At 40.1% G+C, this 19,258-nt stretch carries 17 protein-coding genes and 1 tRNA gene; 7 read left to right on the top strand and 11 right to left on the bottom strand.

What is annotated here, in order from left to right; genetic code table 11:
• Positions 1-69: 69 nt before the first annotated feature.
• From M1381_04820 to M1381_04775, 10 genes are all read right to left on the bottom strand, one after another.
• A complete protein-coding gene (locus M1381_04820; GenBank protein MCL4478409.1) occupies positions 70-1,194 on the bottom strand; it encodes a penicillin-binding transpeptidase domain-containing protein in 1,125 nt (374 codons plus the stop codon).
• Positions 1,195-1,249: 55 nt separating this feature from the next.
• Entirely contained in the window at positions 1,250-2,341 is a 1,092-nt protein-coding gene (locus tag M1381_04815) for a hypothetical protein (protein MCL4478408.1), read from the bottom strand.
• Between the two features lie 12 nt (positions 2,342-2,353).
• Positions 2,354-2,437: transfer RNA gene (locus tag M1381_04810), tRNA-Leu, on the bottom strand.
• Between the two features lie 274 nt (positions 2,438-2,711).
• Entirely contained in the window at positions 2,712-3,533 is an 822-nt protein-coding gene (locus M1381_04805) for an ABC transporter permease (protein ID MCL4478407.1), read from the bottom strand.
• Positions 3,493-4,326 carry an ATP-binding cassette domain-containing protein gene (locus tag M1381_04800; protein ID MCL4478406.1) on the bottom strand — a complete coding sequence of 278 codons (834 nt, stop codon included), beginning with the start codon at positions 4,324-4,326 and terminating at the stop codon, positions 3,493-3,495. The genes M1381_04805 and M1381_04800 overlap by 41 nt, the downstream gene beginning before the upstream one ends.
• 38 nt (positions 4,327-4,364) lie before the next feature.
• Entirely contained in the window at positions 4,365-4,781 is a 417-nt protein-coding gene (locus M1381_04795; GenBank protein ID MCL4478405.1) for a MarR family transcriptional regulator, read from the bottom strand.
• Between the two features lie 290 nt (positions 4,782-5,071).
• Complete coding sequence (gene argH / locus M1381_04790) at positions 5,072-6,511, bottom strand: argininosuccinate lyase (GenBank protein MCL4478404.1); 1,440 nt, start codon at positions 6,509-6,511, stop codon at positions 5,072-5,074.
• Positions 6,512-6,668: 157 nt separating this feature from the next.
• Entirely contained in the window at positions 6,669-7,763 is a 1,095-nt protein-coding gene (pstS, locus tag M1381_04785) for a phosphate ABC transporter substrate-binding protein PstS (protein ID MCL4478403.1), read from the bottom strand.
• 81 nt (positions 7,764-7,844) lie between these two features.
• Positions 7,845-9,251 carry a HAMP domain-containing histidine kinase gene (locus M1381_04780; protein ID MCL4478402.1) on the bottom strand — a complete coding sequence of 469 codons (1,407 nt, stop codon included), beginning with the start codon at positions 9,249-9,251 and terminating at the stop codon, positions 7,845-7,847.
• Positions 9,244-10,020, bottom strand: coding sequence for a prepilin peptidase (locus M1381_04775; protein ID MCL4478401.1), 777 nt, complete (start codon positions 10,018-10,020; stop codon positions 9,244-9,246). The genes M1381_04780 and M1381_04775 overlap by 8 nt, the downstream gene beginning before the upstream one ends.
• 213 nt (positions 10,021-10,233) lie before the next feature.
• Here M1381_04775 and lipB point away from each other — a divergent pair, with 213 nt between their 5' ends.
• The 7 genes from lipB to M1381_04740 all read left to right on the top strand — a co-directional run bounded on the left by lipB (position 10,234) and on the right by M1381_04740 (position 16,985).
• Entirely contained in the window at positions 10,234-10,872 is a 639-nt protein-coding gene (lipB, locus tag M1381_04770) for a lipoyl(octanoyl) transferase LipB (protein MCL4478400.1), read from the top strand.
• 6 nt (positions 10,873-10,878) lie between these two features.
• The gene (locus M1381_04765; protein ID MCL4478399.1) at positions 10,879-11,721 is read left to right on the top strand and encodes a lipoyl synthase; all 843 of its coding nucleotides are present in this window, start codon (positions 10,879-10,881) and stop codon (positions 11,719-11,721) included.
• A 13-nt stretch (positions 11,722-11,734) separates the two neighbouring features.
• Complete coding sequence (locus M1381_04760) at positions 11,735-12,163, top strand: hypothetical protein (protein MCL4478398.1); 429 nt, start codon at positions 11,735-11,737, stop codon at positions 12,161-12,163.
• The gene (locus tag M1381_04755) at positions 12,160-13,902 is read left to right on the top strand and encodes a C45 family autoproteolytic acyltransferase/hydrolase (protein ID MCL4478397.1); all 1,743 of its coding nucleotides are present in this window, start codon (positions 12,160-12,162) and stop codon (positions 13,900-13,902) included. Before M1381_04760 ends, M1381_04755 begins: the two co-directional genes overlap by 4 nt.
• A 199-nt stretch (positions 13,903-14,101) precedes the next feature.
• Positions 14,102-15,943 (top strand): translational GTPase TypA, encoded by a 1,842-nt coding sequence (typA, locus tag M1381_04750; GenBank protein ID MCL4478396.1) that lies wholly within the window; start codon positions 14,102-14,104, stop codon positions 15,941-15,943.
• Positions 15,944-16,336: 393 nt separating this feature from the next.
• Entirely contained in the window at positions 16,337-16,585 is a 249-nt protein-coding gene (locus tag M1381_04745) for an AbrB/MazE/SpoVT family DNA-binding domain-containing protein (protein MCL4478395.1), read from the top strand.
• Complete coding sequence (locus tag M1381_04740) at positions 16,578-16,985, top strand: PIN domain-containing protein (protein MCL4478394.1); 408 nt, start codon at positions 16,578-16,580, stop codon at positions 16,983-16,985. The genes M1381_04745 and M1381_04740 overlap by 8 nt, the downstream gene beginning before the upstream one ends.
• A gap of 396 nt (positions 16,986-17,381) precedes the next feature.
• Here M1381_04740 and M1381_04735 read toward each other — a convergent pair whose 3' ends face one another.
• Positions 17,382-19,163, bottom strand: coding sequence for a methyltransferase domain-containing protein (locus M1381_04735; protein MCL4478393.1), 1,782 nt, complete (start codon positions 19,161-19,163; stop codon positions 17,382-17,384).
• Positions 19,164-19,258: the final 95 nt, after the last annotated feature.

Here is a 19,258-nt window from a genome sequence, read left to right as displayed (position 1 = left end):
GATCGGTATGCCGTGTACCGCGATCTGTATTGTCTTCCCGAGTTTGCATATTGAAATCATGGGTTCAAACTATCTTAGTAATTTTTTTACTGCATCAGGAAAGAAATATGCGAAAAATGTTTGTGCACCAAGATAAGAACCTTTTACCGTCCATTTTTCTCCATTCACAACAAGCGCAGAAACTGCAACTTCCGGATTGTTCACAGGGGCTATACCGATAAACCACTCGTAATCACCTTCTGGCCCGGTTCCATGAATAGAACCGGTTTTCCCTGCGACAGAGATATTTGCAAGTATATAGTGTCCCCGCCTGTTGTAGAATGCCCTTCTTGATGTACCTTTTGTTATTGTAAATCTCATCATATTCAGGAGTTCTTTAGCAGTTGATGCTGCTATAATTCTCCTTTTAATCTGAACGCGGTTATCAAACCGCGTATACGGCACACACATGTTGCCTCCAGAGCCTATTGCCTGTGCAATAAGGGCTGCATGGAATGGACTTAAAAGAACACCGGTATTTAAACCCGCACCCGTTAATGCGATATCATCCCCACTGTCACCAACTACGGCAGTACTGTGTTCTATGAATGAAGGCCCCAAACTTTTGTTAAAATAAAATCTGTCAAAATAAGACTGCAGATTCGCAGCGCCGATCTTATAAAGTGCCAGTTTTCCAAATACGGGATTATTTGATTTTGCTAAAGCGATGGAAAAAGTTATACTCTTTTTACCGTAATCATAACCATCGGTTAATGCTCCGATACTTTGAGATGAATTCCTTGAGTCATAATAAAACAATGCATAAGACGGGATATGATGCAGTTCAATAGCGGCAGCTGCTGTAATAAGTTTTGCGAGTGAGGCTGCGGGGTAAGCTTTAAAAACAGAGAATCCGTTACCAATGTTCACTATCGCAATGGGCTTGCACGTCTTTATATCAATGGCTACAACCGCACCGTATTTTACACGGTACTCTCTCATTATAAATTTGATCCATCTTTCGATATTGTTTTCCTTTAAATGATAAGACGACACACTTTTGATCTCTGTTATGGGTGGCATTCCCGATGCTATCTGAGGCTGTACTGTTGAGGTGAATTGCGATTTGACTTTCGTTTGTTCTGTTTTATTCGGCTTAGGATTAGCGGCATGTTCTCTCATTCCGATATAAAGGCTGAGCGAAAGACTTATCATAAACGCAAGGATAGCGTATAGGATAATTTTGCGCTTTATTTGTTTGTGCAAACGTTTAAGATACGTCTTTTGATAAGATTGCCAGCTCATTTTTTATGTATGAAAAAAGTATTTTATTATCACTAACAATGTACGCAAGTAATTTAGCATGATCACCGTATCTTTTTATTACGCTCTCGATTTTTCCGGGTTCATTCTTTAATACATTCAGAATTAATTTTGTATCTATTATTGTACTTTTCTGCTTTTTGGTCATGCCAAAGTAATTTGCTTTATTGGTAATCTCATTGGGAGTATTGTGCAAAAACATTGCGGAGAATAAGAGCAGTTTCTTATGTTCATTTTTTATCTTTTTTTCATTTTCTATTTTATCGAAAAAATTTTTCACCTCTTTTAAAGATCCCCGATCGGGAATAATATCCGTCATGATACCGAGTTCATAAGCCCTTTCTAAATATCTGAGCGGCTTTGTCTCATCCAGATAAAGATTTATCTCTTTAATGTATCTTTGTCCACTTATAGTTTTATGAGCATTACTCGCAATGGCGTTTTTTAAAGCTTTTAATGTCTGCTCATCTATCCTGAACCCCAGCCTTATCTCAAACCTTATGGCTCTTAATATACGGGTTGGATCATCTATAAAACTTTTATTGTGAAGGAACTTTATGATACCGGAATGAACGTCGTTATAGCCGTTGAAAGGGTCCACAAGAGATGAAGTTGTTTTACTGTTGAGCTTTATGGCCATTGCATTGATGGTAAAATCCCTTCTTGAAAGATCAGTTACAATATCAGAGATCGGTTTTACTGCCGGCAGAGACCCGGGATAATCATACGTTTCATTCCTTAGTGTAGCAACATCAATCGTATTAAGATCCGGTAAAATCACGGTTGCGGTCAACCGTTCTCTGTAAACTTTAATGTCGCCGTTTATTCTATTTGCAAGAATGGTCGCAAATCTTATACCGTCATCCGGTACTGCTATATCAAGATCTATACTTTTTTTACCGAGGATGAAATCCCTGACAGGTCCGCCTACAAGGAAAATATCGGTATTAAGCTCATTAGCAATATCCCCTATTGTCACGAGATTTTTCTTTGCTGTTTCGGGCAATGCTTTATAAATATTTTTTATCTCGATATCCATACCGGTCAGATATGCCGAAGCAGGGATTTGAACCCTGACAGCCTTTCAGCTACCAGACCCTGAATCTGGCGCGTCTACCAATTCCGCCACTCCGGCTTTTGAAAGAAGTTTAATCATACATGTTATTTTGTCAAGCTCATCATGCATATTGCTAACCAAGAGTCGCATTTTAACATGCATGATCTCGATCCCGTAATTTGGTTTACCAAAAAAAGCGACAGGGAACATGTTTGCCCGTTCCACGCTGCGATTCATCCGTGCCGACGTGCGTGTCTGCTGAACATACCAATAGGGTTGCCCCTACAATAAAATACCGGTATTTATGTCCTACGCCAATGTGATAATTGCCCGACGGCATGTTGTCTCATGCTCACTGTACCAGTGTGGGGTATAATCTGTCGGCTATCAGAAGAAAGATTATAAAAACAAACAGCATTACTCCAAAGTCAACACCTAATCCATGGACACTGTGCCCGCCTGCGATCATAAGACCGCGAAGCGAGTCTACAAGATAAGTCAGTGGATTTAACATGGCAAACCACTGCAGCCACACAGGCATCAGTGTTAATGGATAAATTGCATTGCTTGCAAAGAAAAGAGGCATTGTCAGAAGCTGACCGATCCCCATAAACCTCTCACGCGTTTTTACTATACAGGCTACGATCAGCGAGAATGTTGAAAAAACCGCTGATCCCACGACAACGCTGAATAAAACACCAATCAGGGCGTATGGCTGCCAGCGAAGGTCTATCCCCATGACAATAGCGAGAAAATAAATAATCACCACTTGAACAAATCCCCTGAATCCGGAGGAGATCGCTTTCCCAAAAACGAGTGAGCCGCGCAGTGCAGGACTCACCAGCAGTTTGTGAATGATCCCTAAGTCCCTTTCCCATATGACCGCGATCCCGTAAAAAATGGCACTGAATAAAACGCTTTGTGCAAGAATGCCGGGGGTTATGAATGCGAGGTAACTGATCTTACCGGTAGGTATGCCGTGAACCCTGCTGAAGACCTCTCCGAAGATCACTATCCATAGTACCGGCTGAACCGCACGGGTAAACAGTTCGATTGGATCACGTATAAGTTTTTTCAATTCAACCTCCGCAATTGCCAGGCTTTCTTTCAGAAACCTGATCGGGAAAAATGAATCAACCCATCCGGCTTGCTGTTCTTCTTGTTTTTCTGACATCACGGTAATTCCCTCCTTCTTCAATTGATCCCCCGCTGTAGTATACGAACACATCATTTAGGGTTGCACCAGCCTCCACCGAGGCTTTCAGACTTGCAGGACTCCCTGTTGCCGCGATTTTGCCCTGATGCATAATAGCAATTTCATCGCACAGTTGATCCGCCTCTTCCATATCATGCGTTGTAATCAGTATGGTAATGCCGTATTCCTCCTTCAATGCAATAAGCCTTTCCCAGACGACCCTGCGGGCTACCGGATCAAGTCCAATCGTCGGTTCATCAAGGAACAGGACCTCAGGTTTGTGCAGCATTGCCTGTGCAAGCTCGAGACGCCGTATCATTCCGCCCGAATAGGTCTTCACAAGCTTGTGCGAGAAGTCATTCAGTCCCATAAAGTTGATTGCATCAGCAATCCTTCCTTTTCGATCCGGCTTTTTCATGCCGTAAAGCTTGGCTGAAAGCATGAGGTTCTCATAAGCGGTCAGTGCCCCGTCGGCCGAAAGCATCTGAGGCACGTACCCGATCCTTTTCCTAACCCCAGAGGGGAAGGCACTTACATCAAGACCTGCAACAATTGCAACTCCTGCTGTAGGTTTTAGCAGTGTTGTAAACATTTTGATCGTGGTGGTCTTGCCCGCACCGTTAGGCCCGAGTAAACCGAAGATTTCTCCGCGGGGGATTTTTAAGTTAACCGCATCCACAGCAGTAAAATCTTTAAACCGCATAGTCAGCCCCTTTGTTTCTATTGCCGGTGAGTTGGGTGCAGCGTTTTTTTCAGTATCATCAAAATCCATACTCTTGCCGGAGGGTGGAGTTACGGTAGTTTGTTCTGTCATGTTTTTCCTTTCTCTATGGCTTGGGAAGCGATACTGTGCTCCGGGAAAAAAAGTTTTTCGAGTTGAATCAAACCATGTAAAAGCACTTCCCGGCTTTCATAATCAAGAGCCGAAATTTGTTTACTCAGACTATACTCCGTAGCTTCCGTGATCTTGTAAAACAGAGCAGTGCCTCTGGAGGTTAGCTTTAGCGGAGACCGTCTTCGATCAGAGGATTCGCGGCTTCTTTCAATGAACCCTGATTTAACCAAACCTTCCACACTCCTTGACATAGACGGCTGGCTGACTCCATGATACTTTGCAATATCACTCACAAGGGTTTTCCCACGTACTATGCTTCCAAGTATCCTGAAATCCGCGACGCTAAGCTCCCGGGGAATGCAGGATCTCATCTCGTTCCTGATACGTGCCATTGACGAAGGGAGCACCTCCAACAGCCTTTTCGCTATTTTAAGTTCATCTTTCATAAAAATTAAATATCAATAACAATATATATCTTTGTTATGCAATTGTCAACAGGGAATGCACCGCATGCACTCAACTTTTATCAGGACAAAAGAGTTTTCCCCTGAACATCTCCACGCAGGCAACGAGGTATCAGTTATACCGGAGCGCATTGGCAAACATGCTCAGGATTACCGCTTTCGCGGGAATAGCAGCACAGACTATTTATCCCGGCGTGAATGCCGGGGAAACCCTTTGATTATAAACTTTTGAGCAGCTCCATATAATGCTTGATCCTCTTCCGGAGCCTTAACATAGCAATCTTTACCTGCTTCTCGGCGGTACCACCATACACGGCCCTGCTATTTATAGAATTTTTGATATCAATCGTATGCCTTATATCAGGTTTGAACAGCGGTGAAAATGCCTTAAAAGCTTCATAATCCAATGATGCCACATCCACGCCTTTCTTGATCGCATACAGCACAATCCTGCCCGTAAGTTCGTGCGCTTTTCTGAACGGCATGCCCTGTCTCACAAGATAATCCGCAATATCGGTTGCGAGCAGATTACCCTGAGAAAGGGATTCATTCAACCTTCCTGCATTGAACCTCAAACCGCTTATCACGGGTGCCCATACTTCAAGTATGGTCTTTACAGTGTCCACAGCTTCGAACACGGCCGGTTTGTCCTCCTGCATATCTCTGTTATATGAAAGCGGCAGGCCCTTCATCATTGTAAGCAGGTTTATAAGTGATCCGTAAACCCTGCCTGTTTTACCTCTTGTCAATTCGGCAACATCCGGGTTTTTCTTCTGAGGCATAATACTGCTGCCGGTTGTAAGCGAATCAGGCAGAGAAACAAAACCAAACTCATCGGTTGACCACAGTATAAGCTCCTCCGAGAGTCTTGAGAGGTGCATCATCAAAATACTTAATGCGTAGGTCGTATCAATGGCAAAATCCCTGTCAGAAACAGCGTCAATGCTGTTGCCACTTATTTCTTTAAACTCAAGCAACTCTGCCATTGCTATCCTGTCGATGTTATACGGGGTGCCGGCAAGCGCACCGGATCCGAGCGGCATAACGGATGTAGAATGATATGCATGGAAAAGCCTTTCAATATCCCTGTTGAACATTTCTGCATAGGCGAGCAGGTGATGGCTTAAAAGCACCGGCTGTGCGTGCTGCGTATGTGTAAATCCGGGCATTGGGATACCAAGATGTTTTGAAGCCTGAGACAAAATGAGAGACTGGATGTTTAAAAGTTTTGAGACGGTATCCTTTATATTATCAAGAAGGTACAATCTGAATGCGGTAACAACCTGATCATTGCGACTCCTGCCCGTATGAAGCTTATAAGCAGTATTTCCTATCAAGCTGTGCAGCCTCCTTTCAATAGCAGTATGTATATCCTCATCTTTTTTATCAAGCACAAATCTGCCTGTAAGTAGTTCAAGCTCTATCTTCCCCAGGCCATCATTTATTCTTTTGTACTCGGATGGATCAAATATACCAGCATGCAGTAAGCCTTCTGCCTGTGCCATGCCGCCCTTTATGTCGTAAACCGCAAGCCTCATATCGGACAGGAGCGAATTGGTAAATCCGCTTACTACCTCACTCGGCTCCTGTTCAAACCTGCCACCCCACAGCTTAAACACACCGTTCTTACTCCGTTTATTATTTTTAGAATCCTTCATAGGTCATTCATACTACAAAGCAGGCGGCATAAACAAGGTTTTCTTAAAATCCCTGCTGGGAAATGATCAAACCTGCAACAATCAAATTTGATTTCACTTTTAAACAGTGGGATCTGGAGGGAAGTATGGGCGGGTCAAAACCCGCCCATACAATTCATTACTTAATCTTTATTTCTTTGATCTCTCTCTTTATCCTTTCAATGATGTTGTTGGGTATAGATACATAGCCAAGTGGTGCAAGCATTGTCTGACCTTTAGAATAAGCCCAGTGAAGGAACTTAACCAGTTCTTTTCCTTTTACCGGATTAGTTTGATTTTTATAGACAATAAGATATGTGAATCCTGCTATAGGATAAGAATCAACGCCGGGCTGATTTACGAACATTACATTAAAATCTGGTGGAATCTTATTAAGGGTGGCTGCTGCATCTTTTGCGGAATCAAGGCTTGGCAGTATAAATCTGCCCGATTTATTCTCTACAGGTCCGTAGGTTATTTTATTTTGCAGCACATAAGCGAACTCTACATAACCTATGCTGCCCCTTGCTTTCATAATAAATCCTGCAACACCCGGGTTTCCCTTTCCGCCTATACCAACAGGCCAGTTAACAGACAGATCATGCCCTATATTTTTTGCCCATTCTTTGTTCACATCACTAAGGTATGCCGTAAATATGGCTGTTGTTCCACTGCCATCCGACCTGTGAACGGGTATTATAGCCAATGAAGGAAGCTTTACATCAGGATTTACAGCCTTGATCCTCGGATCACTCCAGTTTGTGATCTTACCAAGATAGATGTCGGCTATAAGCCCGGGCGTAAATTTTAAGCCGTTGCCAACACCGGGTATGTTATACGCAATCGCTACAGCACCTGCTGCTGTCGGCATTTGTATCAAGCCGTGCCCATTGAGTGTTTTTTCATCGAGCGGCTTATCACTTGCGCCAAAATCAACAACCCTTGCAAAAAGCTGCTGTATGCCTCCACCGCTTCCTATTGCCTGATAATTAATCCTCACACCCGTTTCTTTATTGTAATCATAGAACCATTTTGTGTAAAAAGGATAGGCAAATGTAGAACCGGCACCATTGAGCATTGGCCCTGCAATCGCATTACCGGTAAACAGTGCAAACCCTATTAAAATAGCCCCTGTCAGAATACCCGTAGTATGATTTAGCTTTAACAACCCTGTTTTCATATCCGTTTTCAGCATCAACCATCCGCTTTTTAGTTTTAAACTTATTTTTTTCATTTTACACCTCCATGTGTTTTTGTTTATTGTATACCTTGATTGTAACATACGGATTACAGAAAAATGTACTCAGTGTAAATTCTATAATCTTATAATGAACGTCGTTCCTTTGCCCTGTTCACTTTTTACCGTTACATCGCCGTCAAGGTCCTGAACAAGGTTCTTAACAATGGAAAGCCCAAGACCTGTGCCTTTACCCGATGGCTTTGTTGTAAAAAACGGCTCAAATACCTTGTCAAGGTAATCCGCTTTTATGCCTTCTCCGGTATCGGATACCTCTATTGAGATGCCGTCGGCTGTAATCCCTGCCTTTATTACAATCCTTCCCCTATCATACATTGCATCTAAAGCATTTGATATAAGGTTAATAAGTATATGCCTGAGTTTTTCATAATCGATCCTGTAAGTTAGAGATTGGTTTACATCCACCAAAACGTCAATTCCATCCATTGATCTATTTAAAGTCGCTGCTGAAAGTGCGTCATTAACAACAGCTTTAACATTGACATCACTTATGTTAACGGATGCCTGCCTTACATATAATAGCATCTGCCTTACAAGTGCATCTATTCTGTAAGCCTCATTTAAAGACCGCTGAATCATATCCCCTTTATCCTTTTTGATCTCATCATTTTTCAGGATCTCAAGCATTGCTATGATAGCACTTACAGGATTGCCTATCTCGTGCGATATGCCTGATGCAAGGTTTCCGATGGCTGCAAGCCTTTCTTTTTTTATTGCAAACTGCTGTGTTTCTTTCAGCTCTTTCAGGTTGTTCTTTAATATCTGTTCCTTTGACATAATAATCTTTACCATTGCGTTAAATGCTTTTATAACGTTCGCAAGCTCCTTTGAATGAGGCATGTATTTTATCTCTGAATACTCTCCGCCGCTTATCTCCTGCACAGCAGTTTCAAGGGCCTGCAAAGGGGCAGCCGTGTACCTGTCTATAATAAACCAGCCAATCGCAGTGAGGATTAAAAAATTAAACAGCATATAGGCGCTGATAATCTCCATAAGCAATAAAAGCCTTCCTGTTATATATCTGTTGCTGGATGTGATGAGCAGACTCTTACATTGTGTTTTTGATATGTTCATTGGATATATCTTTATAAGCCTCATCCCCGATCCATGGAAAAATCCTTCTTTACAGTCATCAATATCCTTTGCTATTAATGCCATATCTTTAGGCTTGAATTTTATTTTGATATGCTCCGGTACATTTTCCCGGCGATCGAGAAGCATAATATGCTGAACCATGGACATCCCTGTTTTGTTCTGAAAAGACTCTACAACCTTTTCAGCGCTGTTATAACCATAATAAATACTTCCTTGAACAAGGTTATATATTTGTGAGGTATCATCAAGAAACTGTATTATCATGTTTTGTTTTTGTAATTCGTACAGGATAATACCCATCAGCAAAAGGGCTATACCTATAATCATACCTTCAATAAGTACGATCCTTGCCCTTAACCTTCTAATCATAACCAATGAACCTAAGATAAATCTGTATAATATATTGCCCGTAAAAAAGGTAAATGAATGCACCCATAGATATGAATGGCCCATAAGGTATTGCGTATTTCCTGTTTTTGCCGGCTAACAGCATAAGAGCAATACCAAAAATAGAGCCTGCAAAAGCACTTGTTATTATAATAAAAAGCGATGCCTGCCATCCAAGAAATGCACCAAGCATTGCCATGAGCTTGACATCTCCCATACCCATGCCTTCTTGCTTTGTTATCGCTTTATACAAGTATGCCGTCGCATACAGCACACCCCCGCCTATTACACTGCCTAAGACCGAACCAGTTACCGTATTTATAGTCATAAAAAAACTTGATGCAAATCCTATAACAATGCCTGGATAGGTGATCACGTTCGGGATAATTCTATTATCAAGGTCTATGAAAATTATCGTGATGAGACTCAAAGAGAGGACAAACAGAAATACCCAGTCGATGCCGAGCCCGTATTTAAGATAAATCGCAACACCCGAAAGTCCTGCAAGCAGTTCTACAAATGGGTATCTCAAGGATATATGTTTACCGCATGATCTGCATTTACCTCCAAGTATGGCATAACTCAACAGAGGTATATTGTCATAAGGTTTTATGTGTGCACTGCAGTATGGACAATGCGACGATGGATAAACAATGGATTCATGTCTTGGAAGCCTGTATATTACAACATTTAAAAAGCTTCCAAGGATCAATCCAAAAATAAAAATCAGAGCATTTAATATCGGATTCATATTTGTTATTCCTCTATTGATTTCAGCATAGCATATGTATTTGCCAATCTGAATCTGTAACTATCACAGGCAATATAGGCTTACAAGCATTGATTATCATGCAGTGCGTTAATCGCTCAGATGTAACAAATGCCAACGAACGTATATGTGAACAAATACTTGCAATGGTATGTAAGACTCTGTATGTATGAAAACAAGGGACAAGAGTTAATGATGAAAAAACTAAATATCATAGACCTGGGTATAATGACGTACAGTGATGCAATAGAAGTAATGGAACGGGTAAGAGCCGATGTAGAAAGAATAGAGGATGATACGCTTTTACTTGTTGAACATCCGACAGTGATTACGATCGGCAGGGATGGGGATGATTCAAGTATTGTTGATAAGGCATATATAGATAAACACAACATTCCCGTGGTTCATGCAGACCGTGGAGGTAAAGCTGTTGTTCATAACAAAGGACAGCTTGTGGTTTATCCTGTGATCAAGGTTACAGACAATCCAATAGATATCTTATTTAAGATGATGGATGTAATGGAAAGCACATTAAGCACATTTGGGCTTAAAACAACGCGGCATGATGAACCGGGAGCATGGATCGATGATCAAAAGATTGCATTTTTCGGGATGAGTGTAGAGCATGGCGTGCTTGTTCATGGCGCTGCTCTTAATATATTTAATGATCTGAATCCGTTCAATGCAATCAAAACATGCGGCAGAGATAATGAAAGGGTTACAAACCTTGTTCTTAAGACAAAAAACATGATTGACATAGAGTCTGTTAAGATGACCCTTGTATCAAGGTTCTCAAGACAGCTTGGTTACCTGCCTGATAGGTTTATAGGATAGGTTTTTATGCAAAGACCGGAATGGATAACCGTAAATTACAATGAAAATAGCATTGCAACCGTTTCCGATTATCTTGTTGAACATGGCATAAATACAGTATGCGAAGGTGCGTTATGTCCTAATAGATGGACCTGTTATGCACATAAAGAAGTAACATTCATGATACTTGGCAGCAATTGCACACGGCGGTGCATGTTTTGCAATGTGTCAAAGGGCATACCGGATAGTGTTGATGAGTATGAGGCTGAGAGAATCCTTAGCACCGTTAAATGGCTTGGAAGTGATTACGCGGTAATAACCTCGGTTACAAGGGATGATCTTTCGGATGGAGGTGCTGAACAGTTCGTAATAGCAATAGAACTTCTTAATGCAAACGATATAGACGTAGAGGTATTGATCCCAGATTTTAATGGAGAAGATGATCCTCTCAAAGCCATCGTTGATGCAGGACCAAAGGTCATTGCATATAATATGGAAACGGTGCTTGATCTTTACCCGGTGGTAAGGCCATTATCAAATTATGCAACCGGTCTGTATGTTCTTGATGAGATCAAACGGCTGAATAAAAAGATTGTGACAAAATCGGGCTTTATGCTTGGACTTGGTGAGAATTTAGTCCAGATAAAAGAACTTATCAGAAATATTAAGGATACTGGATGTGATATCTTAACGATCGGCCAGTACCTGAAGCCGACAGAATCACACATGGATGTTAAAACTTATGTGCACCCGAAGATGTTTAAAATGCTTGAAGAATATGCGTACAAACTTGGATTCGGATCTGTTCAGGCAGCACCATTTGCAAGAAGCTCATTAAATGCAAGAAATACTTTTAAAAATATAAAATGAAGGAGGATGGCATATGTTAAAAAGAGATGCATCAAAAACGTTTATAGCTCTCGAGGTCGTGGTTGGAATTCTAACCATTGTTTACTGGATACTGTTTTTATTTGTACCAAATAGCGTTCAATCATTCCCAAATGATAAGTGTTATATGATCTATGAGAGAAGCTTTGTAGCTGCAGACCTGTGGATGAGTATTGCGTTCTTTTTATCCGCTTATTTCCTTGTAAAAAAGGATTTGAAAGGCGTGCTATGGGGCATTGTCGCGGGTGGAACTTTCGTTTACCTCGGATGCATGGACATACTGTATAATCTCGAGAACGGAACATATCTTGATATGAACATGGGCATGTTTTTTGAAGTTCTTATAAATTTGGCGAGTGTTATATTTGGTGCCGTCACAATAGTTTATGTGTGGAAGTTAATAAAGAATGGTGATAACAAATGACGGCAGCACAACTCCTTACACCCATAGAATTCAGCTCTCTGCCGGAGGGCAGAATAAAAAAGGTTGGCAGGATTAATCTCATAACATTAAATGGAAGTGCCTATGACATGGGTTATCAGCATGGTGTAATTGCTCAGGAGCTTTATGTAAAAGGGCTAATACTGTTTTTTGCAAGATTTCTAAGGGTGTTAAGGCTTGGTATTAAAGATATGGTTCCAACGGAATTCTTATCAAAAAAGGCTGAAAAACTATTTGAGAGCTATGTCGAAATACTCTCTTCAAACCTGAAAAAACGTTACACCACATGGATGATCGATGAAATAAAAGGCTTTTCAGACGGAAGCGGCGAGTCCGTAGAGCTGTTGAAAAAGCTGGTTGCAATGCCGGATATATTACAGATGCTGCTGTCAAGAGGTTTATCCCGTACAAGAGCAAACTCGATTGCTGCATTAAATTTCGGTTGTACAAGTGTTGGTGTCTGGGGTAATAAAACTTATGATGGAAGCTTTATTTACGGCAGAAATCTTGATTTCTTCGATGATCACTCTATGGACAGCTATCCAGCTGTATTTTTGTATAAACCAGATAAAGGAATGAAGTATGCAGCTTTTAGCTTTCTGGGTGTGTTTGGCGGAGGTATAACGGGTATAAATGAGGCGGGTATTACCTGTGCATTGCACATAATGCTTTCAAAAGATGTTTCGAGCTTTTCAACGCCTATTATGAATATATTAAACGAGATACTGAGAAATGCAGAAAGCATGGAAGATGCAATACGGATAGCAAAATCATTCAAATTTTCATCAGGATGGGGCATAGCCGTAACTGATGCGAGGCATGGAAAAGCGGGAGTGATAGAGGCATCATCAAGATATGTTGCTTCAAGGCAAGCTGTCTCTAACTATATTATCAATACTAACCATTACAATACAGAGCTGCTTAAAAAAAGAGAGTACGATTATAACGTATCAACCACTGCATCAACGATTGGAAGATATAAAAGGGCTGAGGAAATAATAAAAGAGAAGAACGGTAAGTTTAATGAGCAGGACATGATTATGCTGCTCGGGGATCATCTGGAATATTTCACACGCAGGGAAAGAGCGCTTGGCAGCACCATCATGGCTATTCATAATGTGGGCTCGTATGTTTTCAAACCGGAAGAATTAAAGGTATGGGTAGCACAGGGCGATGCACCCACAAACCATTCGGATTATATCGGAATGGACATTAAGAGCTGGATGGATGGAGAGTTAAGGCTGCTCGATATAAAACCTCCGCATCCTTACGCCAATTCTCATAACTTTAACGTATTCAAAGAGCATTATGAACAGGCGTATCAAAAGTATTTTTATCATAATAACATAAAAGATGCGCTCAAAGAGATGGAGGAGCTTACACGCGAGGATCAAACAGAGCCTATTTATTTTATGTTAAAAGGACAACTGTACTTAAAAACAAGCATGTACGATAAGGCTTTAGACGCGTTTGAAAAAGCTCTAACAATGCCGGATATCCCTCATAGAATAGCTGTAAACCTTCTCTGGAAAGCAAGGACACTCGATATACTCGGAAACCGCCAGGAGGCTTTAAGCCTTTATGAAAAGGTATTAAATACGGGCGGCGCGGGCACAAACCTTAAAAAGGCTGCAAATAAAGGTAAAAGAACGATGTTCAAACCCTCGAAGGTTAAACAGCACGACATTGATTTTATTTTTTCCGATAATACAGGTTACTGATCCCATTCCACAAATCTTGATGATGTAAACAATATCATTGCATATTTATAAAACCCTATTATAATAATATATTTCCTGAGACCTGCAAGTGGCAATTTATGAATTGCCACCTACAGGCGGACCAAGGTGTTAAGAAGCAGGGTGGTTTTTAACCCACCCTTTATCGTTTTTATTTAAAATATAAATTAAAGGCAGGATAATGTTATCGGCAGATAAAATCAGGAACATAGGGATCATAGCGCATATAGATCATGGGAAAACAACCCTTGTGGATGCCATGCTTAAACAGGCAGGCATATTCCGCAGCAACGAGTTGATTGTTGAACGGGTGATGGACTCTTTTGAGCTTGAAAGGGAAAGAGGGATAACGATCCTGGCAAAGAATACATCTATCAGGTACAACGATTACAAGATCAATATTGTTGATACGCCGGGGCATGCTGATTTCAGCGGAGAGGTTGAAAGGGCGATTTCGATGGTTGATGGGGTACTCCTACTTGTTGACGCAATAGACGGTCCAATGCCGCAGACCAGGTTTGTGCTTAGAAAAGCAATTGAGAGCGGGCTTAAGGCGCTTGTCGTTATCAACAAGATAGACAGACCCGAGGCAAGACCACAAGAGGTCCTTGATGCCGTATCCGAATTGTTTCTTGATCTCGTGGTAGACTCATCCCAGCTTGATTTCCCTGTTATATACACATCCGCAAGAAATGGCACCGCAACACTGTCAATGGATAAGCCGTTGAGCAGCCTGAAGCCCTTGTTTGATGCAATCATCAGCAGTATCCCGTATCCTGAAATAGATATGGATGAAAATTTTGAAATGATGATAAGCCAGCTTGCATACGATCAGTATATAGGCCCTATGGTCATAGGTAAGGTAAAGAGCGGTAGACTGCATCCGGGTGAAGAGGTGTATATCTACCCCAGGGATCATGAGCCCATTACAAAAAAGGTCCTTAAATTGTTTACGTTTGAAGGGCTGCAGAGAATTGAGATCAACGAAACAGCTCCCGGCGATATTATAGCCATTGCAGGCATTGATACACATGACATAGGAGCTATCGTTTCACAGAAAGAGGGCATACAGCATGTTGCAGGATTAAAGGTTGAAGAACCTACAATCTCCGTACAGATGCTTGTGAACAACAGCCCCTTTTCAGGCAGGGAAGGTAAATTTTTCACATCAAGGCATTTAAGTGAAAGATTGAAAAAAGAGGTAAAATCCAACCTGTCTTTAAAAGTCACCTCAACAAATAGCCCTGATGTCTTTGATGTTGCCGGCAGAGGTGAACTGCATCTATCAATCCTTTTTGAAACGATGCGCAGAGAAGGATACGAATTTCAGGTAGGTATGCCGAAGGCTATATTGAAAAACGTTGAAGGCAGGGTCATGGAACCAATAGAGGAACTCACTATCGAAGTGACGGATGATTATTTTGGCAGGATTATGGAAAAGACCGGTTCACGAAAAGGAGAATTACTCCATTCTTACAAAACTCCATCAGGGTTGACACGCCTTATTTTCTCAATTCCTTCAAGAAGTATTATCGGATTACGCTCGGAACTCTTGCTCGAAACAAAGGGTAACGTCGTTATGCATCATCAATTCACTAAATATGACCTGTATAGGGGCGACCTGCCGTCGCGGAAAAAAGGCGTTCAGATTGCAAAAGAAGAGGTTGTTACCGTTGCCTATGCCCTGTGGTTCTTACAGGAAAGAGGACCTTTATTTATATCACCCGGGGATAAGGTATACGGCGGCATGATAGTGGGTATCCACAACAAAGATACGGACCTCGTTATTAACCCGGGAAAGAAAAAACACCTCTCAAACATGAGGGCTTCAGGCTCTGATGAAGCCATAAGGCTTATTCCTCCGCTAAAACTAACACTCGAGTACGGCTTGGGATTTATAGAAGACGATGAGCTGCTTGAAATCACGCCTCTATCAATAAGGCTGAGAAAAAAGGTTCTTGAGCACACTGAACGTAAAAGATCGGAAAGGTATTCCGAACAGGAGATAGACAACGACGAATAATATGAGAGATGCGATTCTCTCATCATACGCAGAGTACGCTCGGGAACCCGAAGTTTTGTTATTCTGAATGCATTAACTTTGTTCTGAGTAACACCTATGCCGCCAAAGGCGGCTGCTCCTGAGGTAAAACTCGAGAAGAAGCACTTGAGAATATTCAGGATGCTATAAATGGTTATTTAGAAAGTCTAAAAAACATAAGTAACCCATTACTCCATCTATTGAAGAAGAAATTGCTGAGGTAGCAGTGTGAGCAAGCTACCGGAGTTTCTGTAAAACAACTTTGCAAGTTATTGGAGCAGCTTGTATACTTTATCGACCATCAAAATATTAAAATAGCCACTTTCCTAATTCATCTTGACATAACTACATTTATCATGTAGTTTCTTTACATACATGAAAACAAAAGTCACTACAAGAGGACAGGTTTCAATACCAGCAAAGATAAGAAAAAGATTAGATGTTAAGCCGGAATCCTATATAGAATGGGTTGTCGAAGGCAATACCGTGAAAATAATCCCTATACCGGGGGATATCATCTCAGCTTTTAGAGGAAAAGGGAAAGGTGCCTATAAAACGCAAGAACTTCTGCGGGACAGAGTAAAGGAGAGAAAAGCAGAACGTGTGAGAGATAAGAATGCCTGATACTTTTGTGCTGGATACTTCTGCTATCCTGACTCTTTGTAACGATGAAGAAGATGCAGATACTGTGGAAAAAATATTACGTTCACCTGCAGCGCTCCATATTTCTTTTATGACAAGAATGGAAGCAGGTTATAGAATATGGAAGAAAGCGGGTAGAACAATATCAGAAGAATTCCTGAGGTATCTTGACTTGCTGCCGTTAAAACAAGTTGATGCGAGTGATGAAATTCTGATGATGGCAATGGAGATAAAGGCTACAAAAAAACTTTCAAATGCAGACACCTGGATAATTGCTACAGCCATTGCTACAAAGGCTATACTTGTTCATAAAGATCCTGAGTTCGAACAGGTAAAAGACATGGTTAGTTTACAAACCTTAAAGTACAAAAACAGACAGTAAAAAACATCTTCCCGGTAGCGGAGGATTACATGAGTGATATTATTTTTCTTATCATATACAGTGCACGATACGATAATTTTATAAAGGCGGAAGTCGGAAATATAAAAAATTAGGTACTGTGCAGAAACGGTACAGCTATGCAAGCTGAACATCCCCCTCGCATTACGTATTGCTCATGGGACTCATGCCTCATAAAAACCCGACAAAAATATTTGCCTCAGAAGTATACAAAAAGTAATTGTTTTTCTGGACACAAAGGATCGGGACCGAATTATACTTTATAAATTTTGTTCCTGAACTAAGTTTACCAACGGTATTAAAATCTCTTGGATATAAAACTATAGCAAAGGTTTCATAAAAGAGAGACTATATCTATAACTTTATATTCGATTTTATTCAAATTATCTCAACTTTGATTACTACAGGTAAATTATCTATAATATTTTCAAACCAGAATTGTTGTTCTTGAACTAAAGTAATCTGTAATAAATATTTTCCCGCTCTCTCAGGTGCAACAACATCCATTTCAAGATCTTTTGACTCATTGGGCTCAATCGGGGTTTGTAAATCAGTTCTTATCCCATCAAATACTTCGTAACTGTTTGTCTCTAAATTATACCAATGATAAGCCAAATATACTGGATAAGGCAAACGTGATTTAAAAGATTCTTTTGATAAATTTGTTAATTTGATATTTACAGTATAATATTCTGCTCTTGCTAGAGTTAATTCATTCCCACCTACCTCTATAACTACTTTCAAATTATGAGTATCTAACTTGTTTTGGCTAATGAGATTTACTATGGTATTAATGGTAAAATCCTTTCTGTTTGTTGCTATAGCGAAAATACTTGTATGGTTTAGAAGGTCTGTTTTATTCGGTATGAGAGTCAAATTACCTTTGATGTCGGGTAAGTTTGTCGTCCATACAAATATTTTACTGAAATACCTTTTTAAACTATTTTTTAGTTTTGCCGGTGTTTGCTCATTGATATGCATTAAGTCTTCGTAAAATGTTCTCGGGTTACTTGGAATATAACTGCCTATCGATTTAGCCAACTTATATTTTTTATTGTAAGCATATTTATAATTTAATTTATTGGGCGCTGTATGGATAATCAATATCCCATTATTATTCAAGAGTTTACTGATCTTTTCAAAGGTACGATATAGCTTATCACCTTCTATATGTTCAACGACATCCGTCATTAATATTTTATCGAATTTAAAATCAGGATTGTATTTTAGGATATCTTCTTGTATGAAATTTAAGTTTGTCATATTAGAATATGTCGCTGTGGCAATATTAATGGCACTTTCGGAATAATCCAGGCCTATCACTTTTTTTGTTTTTTTCGATAGCAGATAAGACAACTCGCCCCGTCCCGAGCCAATATCCAATATAATATCATTTTTATGAGGATCGGCTAAATAATTTGCTGCCAAAATCCTACCATCGGTAATCTTTTTGCCGCCATATCTTTTAAAGCTATCATATCCACCACAATCATTCATATAATAAACCGTATCATATGTATTTTTTAAGTCTTGATAACCCTTGATATATTTATTTAAAAATATATCTTTAGCAGAAGGTTTTGTTTTGATGAGTAATTCACCCGCATAACCGGGGATTATGATAGCATATTCGATAAATGCTTTATATTTCTCCGTAAAATATGTTGAGCTTAGCATATTTTCTTTTGACCAATAGTATCCATCAACTAATATAAAATATCCTTTCCCTAAAGCCAGTTCCAAATCTCTATAAGTCCCATCGCCATCTTGCTGACCATCAATATGTATAAGATCAAAATAATCACCGGGAAATTCTTTCAATTCTTGCGTATTGGCAATCAAAAATTCTACGTTAAATCCCTTTGTGATCTCCTTAGCCCATTTTATGGCACCGATTGATGCACCAAAAGTATCGGAATTGTTGTCAATTCCTAAATAACTTGCATCGGGGCATGCTTTTAGAAATGTAATTGCGCCATATCCATACCTTACACCTATTTCTAAAATCGATTTTGGCTCAATCGCCTTGCAAATCGCATATTTCAATTTATAATAATCAACCCATTCATCGAAAAGGTATTTCAGAGGATCATTACCGTATGTATATTTTCTAAAGTCAAAATCTATATTTTTTTTAATTTCAAAGATTTTATCTATCAACTCTTTTACCTCTCATAGCATTATATTTTGCACATTTTTAAAATAAGATTATATGTTGATACTAACAGATTCATTCTAATTTAACAATTTTATTA

It is taken from the genome of Deltaproteobacteria bacterium, assembly GCA_023382265.1.
GTDB lineage: Bacteria > JAMCPX01 > JAMCPX01 > JAMCPX01 > JAMCPX01 > JAMCPX01.
Note: the sequence above shows the minus strand (reverse complement) of the source record. Positions and strands in the feature narration are given on the sequence as shown.

Bases quoted from the DNA above. Each gene is read 5' to 3' on its own strand.
- M1381_04740 (MCL4478394.1), top strand. From the start codon at position 16,578: ATGCCTGATACTTTTGTGCTGGATACTTCTGCTATCCTGACTCTTTGT.
- M1381_04815 (MCL4478408.1), bottom strand. From the start codon at position 2,341: ATGGATATCGAGATAAAAAATATTTATAAAGCATTGCCCGAAACAGCA.
- M1381_04745 (MCL4478395.1), top strand. From the start codon at position 16,337: ATGAAAACAAAAGTCACTACAAGAGGACAGGTTTCAATACCAGCAAAG.
- pstS (MCL4478403.1), bottom strand. From the start codon at position 7,763: ATGAAAAAAATAAGTTTAAAACTAAAAAGCGGATGGTTGATGCTGAAA.
- M1381_04775 (MCL4478401.1), bottom strand. From the start codon at position 10,020: ATGAATCCGATATTAAATGCTCTGATTTTTATTTTTGGATTGATCCTT.
- M1381_04805 (MCL4478407.1), bottom strand. From the start codon at position 3,533: ATGTCAGAAAAACAAGAAGAACAGCAAGCCGGATGGGTTGATTCATTT.
- M1381_04760 (MCL4478398.1), top strand. From the start codon at position 11,735: ATGTTAAAAAGAGATGCATCAAAAACGTTTATAGCTCTCGAGGTCGTG.
- M1381_04795 (MCL4478405.1), bottom strand. From the start codon at position 4,781: ATGGCACGTATCAGGAACGAGATGAGATCCTGCATTCCCCGGGAGCTT.
- M1381_04755 (MCL4478397.1), top strand. From the start codon at position 12,160: ATGACGGCAGCACAACTCCTTACACCCATAGAATTCAGCTCTCTGCCG.
- argH (MCL4478404.1), bottom strand. From the start codon at position 6,511: ATGAAGGATTCTAAAAATAATAAACGGAGTAAGAACGGTGTGTTTAAG.
- M1381_04820 (MCL4478409.1), bottom strand. From the start codon at position 1,194: ATGATAAGTCTTTCGCTCAGCCTTTATATCGGAATGAGAGAACATGCC.
- typA (MCL4478396.1), top strand. From the start codon at position 14,102: ATGTTATCGGCAGATAAAATCAGGAACATAGGGATCATAGCGCATATA.
- M1381_04780 (MCL4478402.1), bottom strand. From the start codon at position 9,251: ATGATTAGAAGGTTAAGGGCAAGGATCGTACTTATTGAAGGTATGATT.
- M1381_04800 (MCL4478406.1), bottom strand. From the start codon at position 4,326: ATGGATTTTGATGATACTGAAAAAAACGCTGCACCCAACTCACCGGCA.
- lipB (MCL4478400.1), top strand. From the start codon at position 10,234: ATGAAAAAACTAAATATCATAGACCTGGGTATAATGACGTACAGTGAT.
- M1381_04765 (MCL4478399.1), top strand. From the start codon at position 10,879: ATGCAAAGACCGGAATGGATAACCGTAAATTACAATGAAAATAGCATT.